Genomic DNA, 14,418 nt, shown 5'->3' with positions numbered 1-14,418 from the left:
TTAAAAGGTGGCTAAAATTCATGTTCTGGATGAACATATTGCGAACCAGATTGCTGCAGGTGAGGTTGTAGAAAGGCCGGCTTCTGTAGTAAAGGAGCTTGTGGAAAACTCGATTGATGCAGGCAGCACACGAATCGAAGTTTCTGTGTATGAAGGGGGACTTCAAACCATTCGGGTCACAGATAACGGTGGCGGAATAGATCCTGAGGATATGGAAACCGCCTTTTACCGTCACGCTACGAGCAAAATTGAGAATGGCAGAGATCTGTTTGAAATTACAAGTTTGGGGTTTCGGGGGGAAGCACTTCCGAGTATTGCAGCCGTTTCTAAAGTTCGCCTCGTCAGTGCCAATAAGGATGATGGGCGCGGAAGAGAGATTGTTATCGAAGGCGGAAAGTTGATTCGTCATGAAGATATAACAGCCTCCCAGGGAACAGATTTTACAGTGGAAGAGCTATTTTATAATACACCCGCCAGACTAAAATATATGAAGACGATCCAGACGGAACTTGGTCATATTTCGGATGTGCTGTACCGAATGGCATTATCGCATCCAGATATTGCATTTACGCTTCGACATAACGGGAACATGCTTTTGCAAACGATTGGAAATGGTGATCTTGTTCAAGTAATTGCTGCCATCTATGGTACATCTGCAGCCAAAACGATGCTTCCCGTAAACGGAGAAAATCTGGATTATAAAATTAGTGGATTCGTGAGTAGACCTGATTTCACAAGAGCAAACCGTAACGGGATATCGACGATCATTAACGGAAGATATATTCGAAACTATGGACTGAATCAAGCGTTGCTCAAAGCCTATCATACACTTTTGCCTATAAATCGTTTTCCTCTTGCTGTATTTGAGCTGGAGATGCACCCTTCGCTGGTTGACGTTAACGTACATCCGGCTAAGCTGGAAGTGCGTTTTAGTAAAGAACCCGAGCTATACGCTTTTGTAGAGGAGCATGTACGTGCTGCTTTACGGCAAGAGGTGCTGATTCCGCAGGTAGTGAAGCAAACCATCGGTAAACCGGGAAGTACATCAATAGTTCAGGAACAATTTCATTTTCCAAGAGGCAAGCTTGCGGAGATGACGGAAGCAAAGCGTCCTCATGATGCTGAGTCACAACGTTTCACTACTGGTTCTCCGCCTAGTCGTCAGCAGCTTTCAACTAGTCAACATAAGAAACAGGTTGCCAATGAGGAGCGGGTCTATGAGCCGAAGAATGCTGGAAATAATCCCGTTTCTCTGAGTCCTAAAGATGATATTGACGATAACTTCACGCAGCCAGAAGGTAGCAAAGAGAATCCTCCTATTGTCTCTTATCAGGAGACTTCTTTTATAGATGCGAAAGCAGATCGTCAGCTCATCAAGGAATCACAACTGAACAGGTCCTATAAGGACTACTATCGTGATAGTGCAGCAGCAAAAAATAATAAAATGATAAATCCTTATACTCATTCTGAAGAGCGAGCAGAGCTTCCTCAATTTCCTGAGCTATCTCTAATCGGTCAGCATCATGGAACGTATCTGATTGCCCAAAATGATAGCGGACTTTATCTGATTGATCAGCATGCAGCACATGAACGTATAAATTACGAATTTTATTACAAGCAATTTGGCAATCCGGTAGAAGTTTCTCAGGAGCTGCTGCTTCCAATTACTCTGGAGTTTACTCCGTCCGAAACGGATCAGCTGAAAACAAAGTTGCATTGGTTTGAGAAAGCTGGTGTATATCTGGAGCATTTTGGTGGACAAACATTCCGTGTTACTTCCTACCCGTATTGGCTTCCAAAGGGAAGTGAAGAATCAATTATTTTGGAGATGGCAGAATGGGTGTTATCAGAAAGAACGATTGATCTGTCCAAATTGCGAGAAGCCTCTTCCATCATGTGTTCGTGTAAAGCTTCGATTAAAGCTAATCAGAAGTTAACCGAAAAAGAGGCCGCTGTTCTGCTTGAAAGACTCGCAGAGTGTAAGCAGCCGTATACATGTCCGCATGGAAGACCTATTGTGGTATCATTTTCTACGTATGATTTGGAAAAAATGTTTAAGAGAGTCATGTAAATTAATATCATAATGCCAATCTATGGTTTTAATGAGTTATTAAATTATTTGCTTTAATGTAAAAATGAAGTAGAAACGGAGAAATCATGCTAATTACAACAGGGGAAACGAAAAACGGAGATCTAGTGAAACGGGCGATGCAACTGGCTGAAGCCACTGGATCTTTATATGTCCCAAGAAATAAAACTTCCCTTGCCCGGCTCGCAAAAGAGTACAAGGATGATGAAATTGTTGTCGTCGTAACAGAAGGTGCTAGGCTAAGCAGACAAAATGAGCCAGAGCTTTCTTTTCATCCGAGCATGGGTTATGTCAGAGCAAAGCGAATTCTTCGAGGTGAAGGAGATCCTATGCTTGCGGCAGGTGCGATCAAAGAGGGTGATACGGTACTCGATTGTACGGCAGGGCTTGGTACGGATGCACTAGTTTTTGCTGTAGCCGTTGGGAGAAGTGGCCACGTGATGGCATGTGAAAGTTCACATGGGCTCTATACGTTACTGCTGGAAGGAATGCAGTATTACCGTACAAAAAAGCCAGAGGTTAATGAGGCGATGAGATCCATCGAATTGAAACATAGTGACCATTTAAGTTTGCTTAAAGGTATGGAAGATAAGAGTGTGGATGTCATTTATTTTGATCCCATGTTCCGTGAACCTATGCTTGATTCGAGTGGAATTCAGCCTCTGCGAACGTTTGCCAACAGCGCTGCACTCCATGAAGAAAGTATCGTGGAAGCAAAAAGAGTAGCAAGGAAAAGAATTGTAATGAAAGAAAAAGCCGGAAGCGACGAATTTACAAGACTTGGGTTTCGTGAACCTGATCGTTCGAGGTCGAAAATAGTGTACGGAGTGATTGAACTTGACAGAGAGCAATAAACCCAAACTGCTTGTCCTTGTAGGTCCTACAGCGGTTGGTAAGACAAAAATGAGCATTGAACTTGCTAAATATTTTAATGCTGAGATCATTTCAGGTGATTCCATGCAAGTCTATCGTCATATGGATATCGGAACAGCTAAGATCAAACCTGAGGAAATGGATGGAATTCCCCATCATCTTATCGATATTCACGAGCCGGACTATCCTTATTCAGTAGCTGAGTTTCAAGAAAGTTGCCGTAATTTAATCAAGGAGATTCATGCCAGAGGAAAGCTTCCTTTTATCGTAGGTGGAACTGGGCTTTATGTTGAGTCGGTATGTTATGATTTTCAGTTCTCAGAAGTAGGGTCAGATGAAGCTTTTCGTAAGGAACAGTTTGATTATGCAGATGCTCATGGTCCTGAAATGCTGCATGAAAAGTTACAGCAAATAGACCCTGCCAGTGCACAAAGATTGCACCCTAACGATGTAAGGCGAGTGGTAAGAGCCCTTGAGATTTATCATATGACAGGTATGAAACAATCCGATCAGCTAGCAGCACAGAAAAAGGAATCACCCTATGAACTATTTATCGTAGGTTTGACAATGGATAGACAAATGCTATATAACCGTATTGAAGACCGTATTGATGAAATGATGGAAGAAGGTTTAGTAGAGGAAGTTGCTTCCCTGCTTGATAGAGGGGTTGTACCTGGCTGTATTTCTATGCAAGGCCTAGGTTACAAGGAGATCGCTTCTTATCTGCAAGGTGGTGTTCCGCTAGAAACTGCAGTAGATGAACTGAAGAGGGATACGCGTCGCTTCGCCAAACGACAGCTGTCCTGGTTTAGGCACATGAAGGATATTCATTGGGTAGATATGACCGATACAGCAAATTTTTCTACGAGTTTCGCTATGATACGTGATATAATAGCTGATAAGCTGAATTTGGATTAACAATATTCTTCAAAACAATCTAATTGAATTATTGGGGGTACGGCTAATGACCAAGTCCATCAACATCCAGGATACGTTCTTGAATCAAATGCGGAAAGAAAATATTCCAGCAACTATATTTCTAGTCAACGGTTTTCAAATTCGGGGTACGGTAAAGGCATTTGATAACTATACTATTGTTGTCGATAGTGACGGACGCCAACAAATGATCTACAAGCATGCCATATCCACTTTTACGCCGCAGCGTAACATCTCACTAATGCAAAATGGGAACAGCGAAGAATAAAAGAATGAAACTTTCTTAATATGAAGTTCGTTAATAAGTATAGAAATTTGGCGGAGCAACCTGTAAAGGTTGTTCTTTTACTTCTCACGTAAATTTTGCCATGTTTCTACAAATACTTAAGAAAAAGACATAAGGTAGCATGATAAATGCTATGCCGAAAGGGAGTCAGGAGGTATCATGTCAAACGATACACTGTCCAGGTCTAGTAATCGCAACAACAAGAATAAAAAGAAATCAAGCGATAAGAAGCCCGGACCTAAGAAGAAAAAAATTACAGGTAAACGTGTAGGTTGGACTTTATTTTTTACAGCCGCTTTTGCGATTTTCGTCGCACTTGCAGGATATCTATTTATCATGGTTAGTGGAGAACGCATTTTGTCAGCGAATCTAGACAAGATGACCGTGAATGAAACATCTAAGGTGTATGACCGAGAAGGTAACGAAATCAGCGAACTCTCCATAGAAAACTGGGAGCCACTAGAAGAGGAAGAAATTCCTCAGATTGTAAAGGATGCTTTTGTTGCTACAGAGGACCGTCGTTTTTATGAACATAAAGGTGTCGATCTGTGGTCCATTGGCCGGGCAGCGGTAAAAGATATTATGGCTCGTTCATTGGTAGAAGGCGGAAGTACAATTTCCCAGCAGCTAGCCAAAAACGTATTTTTGACTCGGGATAAAACTTTTTTCCGAAAAGCAACAGAAGTTTCGATTGCACTAGCGATCGAGCGAAACTATACCAAAGATGAAATCCTTACTATGTATTTGAACCGAGTGTGGTTCGGGTATCAGGAATATGGAATCAAAGCAGCTTCCCAGTGGTATTTCGGTAAAGATGATCTGAATGATCTCGAACTATGGGAAATTGCCACACTAGCTGCGATTCCCAAAGGTCCTTCTGCTTACAATCCGTCAGGGAATCCGAATGATTCCAAAGAGCGCCGTGGTGTCGTTCTTGATCTAATGTATGATCAAGGATATATCACGAAGGCAGAGATGGAAGAAGCGAAACAAGTCGATTATGCGTATGAAAGACCAGAGAAAGAACAGAAGTATCTGGCTTACGTTGACTACGTATTGAAAGAAGCAGAGCGCGTAACGGGTAAGACAACAGATGATCTTAACATTGGTGGATATAAAATTTATACAACGATGAATACGCAAGCACAGGACGCGATGGAGCAGGCATTCAAAAATGATGATCTATTCGAGGACAGTCCTGACGATCAAAAAGTACAGGGTTCCATGGTAATTATGGATCATGAGACCGGAAGTATCGTGGCTCTCCAAGGTGGACGTGATTATCAGCGCCAAGGCTTCAACCGAGCGACAAGCAGTTATCGTCAGCCGGGATCGGCATTTAAACCGATTGCTTCTTATGCACCTGCACTAGAGACAGGTAAGTTTACTAAAAATTCAAGTTTGAGTAACGCACAGCAATGTTTTGGTGACTATTGTCCACGGAACTTGCACGGATACTCAAGCACGATTGGTATGGCGGATGCCATTACAAAATCAGAAAATATTCCTGCCGTTTGGCTCCTTAACGAGATTGGTGTAGGGACAGGATTTGATTTTGCTAAAAAACTGGGTATTACCATGACGGATGAAGATCGTAACCTTTCGATGGCACTTGGTGGTCTAAACAAGGGAACGAATACGCTGGAAATGGCAGAAGCCTTTAGTGCATTTGCTAATCGTGGTCAGTACCAAGAAGGTTATACCATTAAAGAAATTGTAGATAGTGATGGCAAGACGATCTATCAACACAAAGATAAGAAAGAACAAGTGATGAGTGAAGAAACAGCTTATCAAATGACCAACATGATGCAAGAAGTTGTTAACAGCGGTACAGGCACAAGTGCCAAACTGAGTCGTCCAGTAGCAGGTAAAACAGGAACGACGCAAAGTGGTATACAGGGAAATAGTGCGAACCGTGATGTATGGTTCGTCGGTTATACGCCGGAATATACTGCAGCGGTATGGATGGGATACGATAATCCCGATGCGCAGCACTTGCTGAAGAACAGTAGTAGACTTGCCGCGACGTTCTTCAAAACAGTGATGGAAAAAGCATTGGAAGGTGTGGAACGTAAAGAGTTCTTCACTCCTAAGAATGAAATTCCAGATACTCCAGAACCGCCTCCGGTGGAAGAACCGAAAATTGATGTATCTGTAAGTGGCCTAAGTGCTTCTTACGATATCGGTCAAAAAGCGGTATCACTTAGCTGGAAAGGATCTTCGACAGATGGAGTCCAGTACCGTGTCTACCGCAAGGAATCTTCAGAAGGATCGTTTACACGGATTCAAGATGGGATTTCAGCAACAAGTGCAACAGATACCGGAGCTTTACCGGGACTCACATATGAATACTATGTCACAGCCATTAATCCGGACAATGGAGAGGATTCTGCACCATCGAATACCGTAACCTTGTTCATTGAAGCGGAAGAAGTGGTACCGGAAGAGCCGGAACAGCCAGAAACGAATCCAGGTGATAACGGTGAAAATTCTGGTGAGAATGGTAACGGTAATGAGAACGGTGGAAATACCGGAAACGGTAATGAGAACGGTAGTGGGAATGAGAACGGTGGAAACAACGGAAACGGTAACGGATCCGGTGAGGGTAATGGAAACGGCAATGGGAACGGTAATGAAAGTGGCAACAATGGAGGAAATGAAAATGGCGGTGGTGAAACCGAGCCACCAGGTGGCGGTGAAAGTGGTGGCACCGGTGGTGAAGGTGAAACGACACCTCCTGAGGAAACAGTTCCTCCTGCCGGCGAGACGCCAACACCTCCTGCGGAAGGAACAACGACTCCTCCAGCAGGATCCAATCCTCAAGGTAATACCGCTCCATAAATAACAAATGTATGAACAAAAAGTCAGCGGTCGAAATGACCTGCTGGCTTTTTTTGTTCTGCTGGAAGCTGCTTTGAGTGTGTAACTTAAATATGGTAAGCTGTAAATACCTTGTAGAAGGCATCCTGTTTGGATGTGAGTAACGAATAAAGAGGGATGAGGATGAAAAGAAAATTCGGAGATCGAGCCAATTGGCGTAGAATTACCAATCGGCAATTTGCCTGCCGATATGTGGAGAGTGAGGAATTCACAGGCTACTTATCCCTTTATACGATTCATGATTTGAAGGAACCGCTGTGGAAAACGTATGGTGGATATACCTTCTGTACTGCGGATAAGGGATATTCTTGGCTGCAATACTTTCCCAAAGACGAACACTATGTGGTGACTGCGATGTTTGATGACCAAGAGCGGATCATTGAGTGGTACATTGATACATGTCGCAATCAGGGAATTACTGATCAGGGGGTGCCCTGGTTCGATGATCTCTATCTGGATGTTATTGTACTTAAGGATGGGGAAGTATTTTTGCTGGATGAAGATGAACTGGATGATGCACTGGAGAAGGGCCATATTACAACAGCAGATTATGAACTATCGATGAGAACGGCACAGTATCTTCTTCATACGATTGATGCTCATTCGTTTCCTTATTTCAAAATGTCTCTTAACCATAGGGCAAACCTGTTTGAGAACGGTGATTTTAAGGAGTGAGATATGAAGGTAGAGAAGATAGGAACCAAACCGAAGATAAAAGAATTCATCCATGCAACAAAAGGCCGGGAGCGACTTTTTAAGTTTATCCTTGTGTTAGGAATTCTCTTTATATTGTGGGTCGTTTATGTTCAGTGGAAGATCCTCACTCCAAACGAGTCTAATGTAGTCGGACAACGGGTCGATGTCGGAATAATACTAGGAGCATCATTATGGGGTGATGAGCCAAGTCCAGGTTTGCAGGAACGACTCGATCATGCACTAATGTTGTATGAGAAAGGGGTGTTTACCCATTTTATCGTCAGCGGAGGTCTTGATAGTCCCCAGCATAAGTATACGGAAGCCGAAGGGATGGAGCGGTATCTTGCACGGCATGGTGTAGATCCTAAGCACATTTTTCTAGAAAATGAAGCAACGAGCACCTACGAAAATCTATTGTATAGCAAACGTATTATGGCAGAACAGGGATTTCATTCTTCTGTCATTATTACACATGATTTTCATGGGATGAGGTCTCTTGAAATTGCCAAATTCCTTGATTATGAAGTGCCAACGATTTCGCTTGCCGAATCGGTTGTTATGCCATTTTTACCTAGTCAAATTCGAGAAACGCTTGCCTACTCTAAATGGAAGATGGATCAGGTTCTACTCTCTTTCTAACAACCTACTTGCACAAAACTTCTAATAACATCCGATCAGCTAGAATACCTTAAGTGTAGAGAGAAGTTAGCCCCTGAAGAGTAGAGGTGAGCGTTTAATGAACGGAAGAGCGATGGCAGCTGGAGGGGGTCAGGAAGGTAGACCTTCCCGGCAAATTAATGTGGTATTACGTAACCAGACAGATATTTATGGTGTACAGGGCGGAGCAGCACTGGAGGCAGAACCCTCACAGGCCCAAATCAAAGATAACCCGCAATTCGCCATGTATCAGGATATTCAGAAAGAGTTAGATGAACTGGTGGGACTTGAAAGTATAAAAGATTTTGTGTTTGAAATATATGCTTTTTTACAAATTGCGCAGATGAGGACACAAGCAGGTCTGATGAGCGGCTCTCACGTCTACCACATGGTTTTTAAAGGGAATCCAGGTACAGGCAAAACAACAGTGGCCCGTATCGTCGCGAAGTTGTTTCAAAAAATGGGTGTTCTTGCGAAAGGACATTTAATTGAGGTAGAGCGGGCAGATCTTGTCGGAGAATATATTGGACATACAGCGCAGAAAACAAGAGACCTTGTGAAGAAATCGCTGGGCGGAATTTTATTCATCGATGAAGCTTATAGTCTTGCCCGTGGCGGAGAGAAAGATTTTGGGAAAGAAGCAATTGATACACTTGTAAAAGCGATGGAAGATCACAAAAATCAGTTTATTCTGATTCTTGCCGGTTACTCCGAGGAAATTGATTTTTTCATGCAGACAAATCCAGGTTTGCCTTCGCGGTTTCCCATACAGATCGAGTTTCCTGACTATTCCATAGATCAATTGATTCAGATTTCTGAGCTCATGGCAAAAGAACGAGATTATATTTTAATGCCACAGTCCATACTCAAATTAAAACAACATTTGCTAGAAGAGAAGTACGATACGTCTCAAGCATTCAGTAATGCACGGTATGTTCGTAATATTATTGAGAAATCGATTCGACATCAGGCGGTCAGGTTACTGAATCAGTATTCGTCAGGAAGCCCAGGCAAGCTTGAGCTGATGACGCTGCGTACAGAAGATTTGAAGCTTGAGAAGAAATAGGTAATAATATAATTCGCTTATACAAAGCAGACGATATGAAGGTTAAGGAGCAAATATAATGGCAAACTCCACGCATGAGACAAAAACGGAGATGAAAGATAAAGCAGTACTGGTCAGTCTTGTGACTGATCAAGTAAAAAGAACTGGAATTAACCCGGAATATTCACTTGAAGAACTCGTTAAACTTGCGGAGACCGCAGGGGTAGAAGTTCTTAGTGTGATTTCACAGAACAAGGAAACGCCAGATTCCAGATGGTTTATTGGAAAAGGGAAAGTAGAAGAGCTTAAACTTGTTGCGGATGAGCTGGGAGCAACGACGGCTATTTTTGATCAGGATCTGTCAGGTGCGCAAGTTCGGAACCTGGAAGAAAGTCTAGATCTGAAAATCATTGACCGTACACAGCTCATCCTTGATATTTTTGCGCAAAGAGCGAATACAAGAGAAGGTATTATTCAAGTTGAACTTGCTCAGCATTCTTATTTGCTCCCGCGTTTGTCTGGCCATGGCAAAAACTTGTCACGTCTAGGAGGCGGGATCGGAACTCGTGGTCCCGGGGAAAGCAAGCTGGAAACAGATCGCAGACATATTCGTGATCGAATTAGTGATTTGAAACGACAGCTGGAAGAAGTAACACGGCACCGGAAGCTTCACAGGGAGCGCCGCAAAAAAAGCGGAGTGATACAGGTTGCGCTCGTGGGCTATACGAATGCTGGGAAATCAACGTTGCTTAAACAACTGACATCAGCTGATGTGTATATTGAGAATCAATTGTTCGCTACGCTTGATCCAACATCTCGTACGATGGAACTTCCGAGTGGTAAAGAAATTGTGCTGACGGATACCGTTGGATTCATTCAGAATTTGCCGCATGATTTAGTTGCTGCATTTCGAGCTACGCTCGAAGAAGTGAATGAGGCAGATCTTATTCTCCATGTGGTGGATGCATCCTCCGAAATGAGAGATGACCAGATGAAAGTTGTTCATAATATCCTTCAGGAACTAGGAGCAGCGGATAAGCCGCAAATCGTTCTTTTTAATAAAAAAGACGCATGTACACCAGAACAGCTTCAAATGCTACCTTCTGGAAAAGGATACAAAAAAATTAGTGCTTATGATGAAGCTGATTTGCTGAGTATCCGTGAAATGATTCAAGAGGAGCTCACTGGTGACACCGTTACATTCCGTATTCCAGCTGAACGAGGGGACGTAACTTCGGTAATTTACCGTGTAGGTGACGTAGTTAACACCGAATATGATGAAAGTGATGTTATATATGAGGTGCAGGTTCAACAAGGGGAATATGAAAAGTACGGACATTTGTTAAAAGAGTTTATTGAAAGTGAATGAACTAGTTTACAAAGTCATGTAATTTTATGTGGTAACAATGTAACATACTAAAGTGCATTTCATGTCAGAATTGTACGCATGAGGAGAGAAGTTTAGCATGAAGGCCGTTTTTTCAGATGAAATCGTTCGTTTAGGACAAGAGATAGAAGAGAAGATTGAAGGTCGAATTCGAGAAGTAGACCGAATTATTGATAAAAATCAGTGGAAGGTTATTGAAGCTTTTCAAAAGAATCAGGTAAGTGATTTTCATTTTTCTGGTTCCACAGGTTATGCTTACAATGACCGTGGACGTGAAGTGCTTGACGAAGTATACGCAGACGTTTTCGGGGCAGAAGCAGCATTGGTACGTCCACATTTTGCCTCTGGAACACATACCATTGCTACTGCGCTTTATGGTGTGCTTCGCCCAGGAGACGAACTGCTGTACATTACAGGGAAACCTTACGATACGTTACATAAGGTCATTGGTAAGCCAGGTGATGGCACCGGTTCTTTACATGATTTCGGGATTACTTATCAAGAAACCGAACTTACATCAGAAGGTTTGGTTGATTGGGATGCGGTGAAGCTCGCAATCAATGAACGTACTAAAGTGATTGGGATTCAGCGTTCCCGAGGTTATGACTGGAGATCTTCTTTTACTGTGGCACAGATTGAAGAGATGGTTCAAATAGTGAAGTCCTTGAAAGAGGATGTCATTGTTTTTGTTGATAATTGTTATGGAGAGTTTACAGAGGAGAGAGAACCTACAGAGGTAGGAGCAGACCTTATCGCAGGTTCTCTTATTAAAAATCCGGGTGGAGGAATTGCTGAAACGGGTGGATACATTTGTGGAAAAGAGAAGTACGTGCAGCTTGCTGCCTATCGCCTAACTGCACCTGGGATTGGCGGAGAAGTAGGCGCTATGCTCGGAACGACAAGAGGGATTTATCAAGGTTTGTATTTGGCGCCAACCATTGTTGGACAAGCAATCAAGGGTAGTGTTTTTGCGGCTGCTATGTTTGAAGCTGTTGGCTTTATTACCAAACCTACCTGGCAAGAGATGAGAACGGATCTTATTCAAGCCGTTTCTTTTGATGGTCCAGATCATCTAATCGCTTTCGTGCAAGGGATCCAGCGAGCAGCCGCTGTAGATAGCCATGTTGTACCAGAACCTTGGGATATGCCAGGATATGAGCACCCAGTAATTATGGCAGCAGGTACTTTTATTCAGGGTGGAAGTCTTGAATTATCGGCAGATGCACCGATTAGAGAACCTTACATAGGCTATATGCAAGGTGGTCTTACTTACTCTCATGTGAAATATGGCGTTCTGATGGCGCTACAAACGATGAAAGATCGTAATTTACTGTGAGTTTACCTAACATATCATTGACACTTTATATCATAAAAATGTACAATGATGGTATATAGAATACTTGGAAGGTAGATGAACGACATGGGTGATGAAATTCGCAGAAATATGGCCTTATTTCCTATTGGTATCGTTATGAAACTTACGGATCTGTCAGCGAGACAAATTCGTTATTATGAGCAACATAACCTGATAGTACCTGCACGTACTTCGGGGAATCAGCGACTTTTTTCATTTAATGATGTAGAACGGTTACTTGAAATCAAAGCTTTAATTGAAAAAGGCGTTAATATTGCAGGTATCAAGCAAGTGATGAACCCTGTGACGAAAGAATCGGAAGAAGCAACGGTAATAACTCCTGATACGGAAGTAAAACGCAGAGAATTGTCAGACTCTCAGTTACACCGGATGCTCAAACAGCAGCTTGTTGCTGGTAAGCGTCCTGGTCAAGTGTCTTTGATTCAAGGTGAGTTGTCACGTTTCTTTAACAAAAAATAAAGTTTCTTATGTGTGAAATCAGGTGAAGAGTTGAGATGGGACCCACAGGTTCGCTTTCTTGACATATAGAAGTGGCCCTGTGACAATGAATGTGATCCATTGTTTCTTGCAGCGATAGTTATTTTACTATCTGTGATAAACGGATCGGCTGTCCTAGATGCACTAGTTGAAGCTGATACTTTTATGAAGAAAAGGGAGAGGATATTGTGAGTTTTACTAAAGAGGACATTACTCGTATTGCAGAAGAAGAAAATGTACGCTTTATCCGTCTACAATTTACTGATTTGCTCGGTACAATCAAGAACGTTGAGATTCCGGTAAGCCAACTCCAAAAAGCATTGGATAACAAAATGATGTTTGATGGATCTTCTATTGAAGGTTATGTTCGTATTGAAGAATCCGATATGTACTTGTACCCGGATCTGGACACTTGGGTAGTTTTCCCTTGGGTAGCTGAGAACCGTGTTGCACGTCTTATCTGTGATGTATATATGCCAGACGGTACTCCATTTGCAGGAGACCCGCGTGGTATTCTGAAACGTGTACTAAAAGAAGCAGAAGAAATGGGATACACTTCGATGAACGTAGGCCCAGAACCTGAATTCTTCTTGTTCCGTACGGATGAGAATGGTAATCCTACGACTGAACTGAATGACCAAGGCGGTTATTTTGACCTTGCACCAATGGATCTTGGTGAGAACTGCCGTCGTGAGATCGTACTTACTTTGGAAGAGATGGGCTTTGAGATTGAAGCTTCTCACCATGAAGTGGCTCCTGGTCAACACGAGATTGACTTCAAATATGAAGCTGCAATCAAAGCGGCTGATGAAATTCAAACGTTTAAACTCGTTGTAAAAACGATTGCTCGTCAACATGGTCTGCATGCAACCTTTATGCCAAAACCTCTATTTGGTATGAACGGATCGGGTATGCACTGTCACCAATCCTTGTTTAAAGATAACGTGAATACGTTCTATGATGAGTCCGATGAACTTGGTCTCAGTAAAGAAGCTCGTCATTACATGGCGGGAATTCTTAAGCACGCTCGTGCAATGGCAGCCATCACGAATCCAACAGTGAACTCTTACAAACGTTTGGTTCCTGGATATGAAGCACCTTGTTACGTAGCTTGGTCTGCAAGTAACCGTAGCCCAATGATTCGTATTCCTGCTTCCCGTGGTCTGAGCACTCGTGTTGAGGTTCGTAACCCGGATCCAGCAGCGAATCCGTACTTGGCACTTGCTGTTATGCTTAAAGCAGGTCTTGACGGAATTAAACGTGAATTGACTTTGCCTGCTCCAATTGACCGTAACATCTACATCATGTCAGAAGAAGAGCGCATTGAAGAAGGGATTCCTTCCTTGCCAGCTGACTTGAAAGAAGCTTTGCATGAACTTATCCGTAGTGAAGTGATTACAGACGCACTAGGCGATCACGCACTTGCTCATTTCTACGAGTTGAAAGAAATCGAGTGGGATATGTATCGCACACAAGTACATCAATGGGAACGCGATCAATATTTGACTCTGTACTAGTATGTGGAACCCTTGGCGCTCTAAGCGCTAAGGGTTTTTATTTTTGGGGATTAAATTAGATGACTTTATTTTTGATTAGTCTCCCCCCAATTGCCCCCGAAACTGTTTCGTGAGAATGTTTAAAGTCTGGTTTGGTTTTTATAGGTGGAGGCATTTAGGGGTTTGAAATTTGAAATCAGCAGAAAAAAATAATTCGAATC

Annotated in this window: 12 protein-coding genes; all 12 read left to right on the top strand. The window is 42.7% G+C overall.

From position 1 onward, the window contains the following. Window positions 1–7 precede the first annotated feature (7 nt). The 12 genes from mutL (at window position 8) to glnA (ending at window position 14,218) form a co-directional block, all read left to right on the top strand. Window positions 8–2,071: a DNA mismatch repair endonuclease MutL gene (gene mutL / locus KFT32_RS14225; RefSeq protein ID WP_211747882.1), complete on the top strand. Its 2,064-nt coding sequence runs from the start codon at window positions 8–10 to the stop codon at window positions 2,069–2,071. Between the two features lie 86 nt (window positions 2,072–2,157). Next, window positions 2,158–2,943, top strand: coding sequence for a class I SAM-dependent methyltransferase (locus tag KFT32_RS14220; RefSeq protein WP_211747881.1), 786 nt, complete (start codon window positions 2,158–2,160; stop codon window positions 2,941–2,943). Then, window positions 2,927–3,880: a tRNA (adenosine(37)-N6)-dimethylallyltransferase MiaA gene (miaA, locus tag KFT32_RS14215; protein ID WP_211747880.1), complete on the top strand. Its 954-nt coding sequence runs from the start codon at window positions 2,927–2,929 to the stop codon at window positions 3,878–3,880. Before KFT32_RS14220 ends, miaA begins: the two co-directional genes overlap by 17 nt. Window positions 3,881–3,926: 46 nt before the next feature. Next, on the top strand, window positions 3,927–4,166 hold the full coding sequence (gene hfq, locus KFT32_RS14210; protein ID WP_211747879.1) for an RNA chaperone Hfq: 240 nt from the start codon (window positions 3,927–3,929) through the stop codon (window positions 4,164–4,166). Window positions 4,167–4,343: 177 nt separating this feature from the next. Then, window positions 4,344–7,025: a transglycosylase domain-containing protein gene (locus KFT32_RS14205; protein WP_211747878.1), complete on the top strand. Its 2,682-nt coding sequence runs from the start codon at window positions 4,344–4,346 to the stop codon at window positions 7,023–7,025. Between the two features lie 162 nt (window positions 7,026–7,187). Beyond that, complete coding sequence (locus tag KFT32_RS14200; RefSeq protein ID WP_211747877.1) at window positions 7,188–7,739, top strand: ribonuclease FAU-1 family protein; 552 nt, start codon at window positions 7,188–7,190, stop codon at window positions 7,737–7,739. 3 nt (window positions 7,740–7,742) lie between these two features. Next, a complete protein-coding gene (locus tag KFT32_RS14195; RefSeq protein ID WP_211747876.1) occupies window positions 7,743–8,399 on the top strand; it encodes a YdcF family protein in 657 nt (218 codons plus the stop codon). Window positions 8,400–8,496: 97 nt separating this feature from the next. Further along, entirely contained in the window at window positions 8,497–9,483 is a 987-nt protein-coding gene (locus KFT32_RS14190; protein WP_211747875.1) for an AAA family ATPase, read from the top strand. A 58-nt stretch (window positions 9,484–9,541) separates the two neighbouring features. After that, a complete protein-coding gene (gene hflX / locus KFT32_RS14185; protein WP_211747874.1) occupies window positions 9,542–10,831 on the top strand; it encodes a GTPase HflX in 1,290 nt (429 codons plus the stop codon). Between the two features lie 97 nt (window positions 10,832–10,928). Continuing rightward, a complete protein-coding gene (locus KFT32_RS14180; RefSeq protein WP_211747873.1) occupies window positions 10,929–12,185 on the top strand; it encodes a methionine gamma-lyase family protein in 1,257 nt (418 codons plus the stop codon). Between the two features lie 84 nt (window positions 12,186–12,269). Further along, entirely contained in the window at window positions 12,270–12,683 is a 414-nt protein-coding gene (locus tag KFT32_RS14175) for a MerR family transcriptional regulator (RefSeq protein WP_160032050.1), read from the top strand. A 206-nt stretch (window positions 12,684–12,889) separates the two neighbouring features. Beyond that, window positions 12,890–14,218 carry a type I glutamate--ammonia ligase gene (gene glnA, locus KFT32_RS14170; RefSeq protein ID WP_211747872.1) on the top strand — a complete coding sequence of 443 codons (1,329 nt, stop codon included), beginning with the start codon at window positions 12,890–12,892 and terminating at the stop codon, window positions 14,216–14,218. The last annotated feature ends 200 nt before the right edge of the window (window positions 14,219–14,418 follow it).

The sequence above is a fragment of the Paenibacillus sp. Marseille-Q4541 genome (assembly GCF_018310695.1).
Lineage (GTDB): Bacteria > Bacillota > Bacilli > Paenibacillales > Paenibacillaceae > Paenibacillus.
The sequence above is the reverse complement of the archived record's forward strand: the minus strand, read 5'-3'. Positions and strand labels throughout refer to the sequence as shown.

What these genes read in the sequence shown, in the direction of transcription:
- KFT32_RS14190 (WP_211747875.1), top strand. Translation starts at nt 8,497, where the DNA reads ATGAACGGAAGAGCGATGGCAGCTGGAGGGGGTCAGGAAGGTAGACCT.
- KFT32_RS14195 (WP_211747876.1), top strand. Translation starts at nt 7,743, where the DNA reads ATGAAGGTAGAGAAGATAGGAACCAAACCGAAGATAAAAGAATTCATC.
- hflX (WP_211747874.1), top strand. Translation starts at nt 9,542, where the DNA reads ATGGCAAACTCCACGCATGAGACAAAAACGGAGATGAAAGATAAAGCA.
- KFT32_RS14220 (WP_211747881.1), top strand. Translation starts at nt 2,158, where the DNA reads ATGCTAATTACAACAGGGGAAACGAAAAACGGAGATCTAGTGAAACGG.
- KFT32_RS14180 (WP_211747873.1), top strand. Translation starts at nt 10,929, where the DNA reads ATGAAGGCCGTTTTTTCAGATGAAATCGTTCGTTTAGGACAAGAGATA.
- hfq (WP_211747879.1), top strand. Translation starts at nt 3,927, where the DNA reads ATGACCAAGTCCATCAACATCCAGGATACGTTCTTGAATCAAATGCGG.
- KFT32_RS14200 (WP_211747877.1), top strand. Translation starts at nt 7,188, where the DNA reads ATGAAAAGAAAATTCGGAGATCGAGCCAATTGGCGTAGAATTACCAAT.
- KFT32_RS14175 (WP_160032050.1), top strand. Translation starts at nt 12,270, where the DNA reads ATGGGTGATGAAATTCGCAGAAATATGGCCTTATTTCCTATTGGTATC.
- KFT32_RS14205 (WP_211747878.1), top strand. Translation starts at nt 4,344, where the DNA reads ATGTCAAACGATACACTGTCCAGGTCTAGTAATCGCAACAACAAGAAT.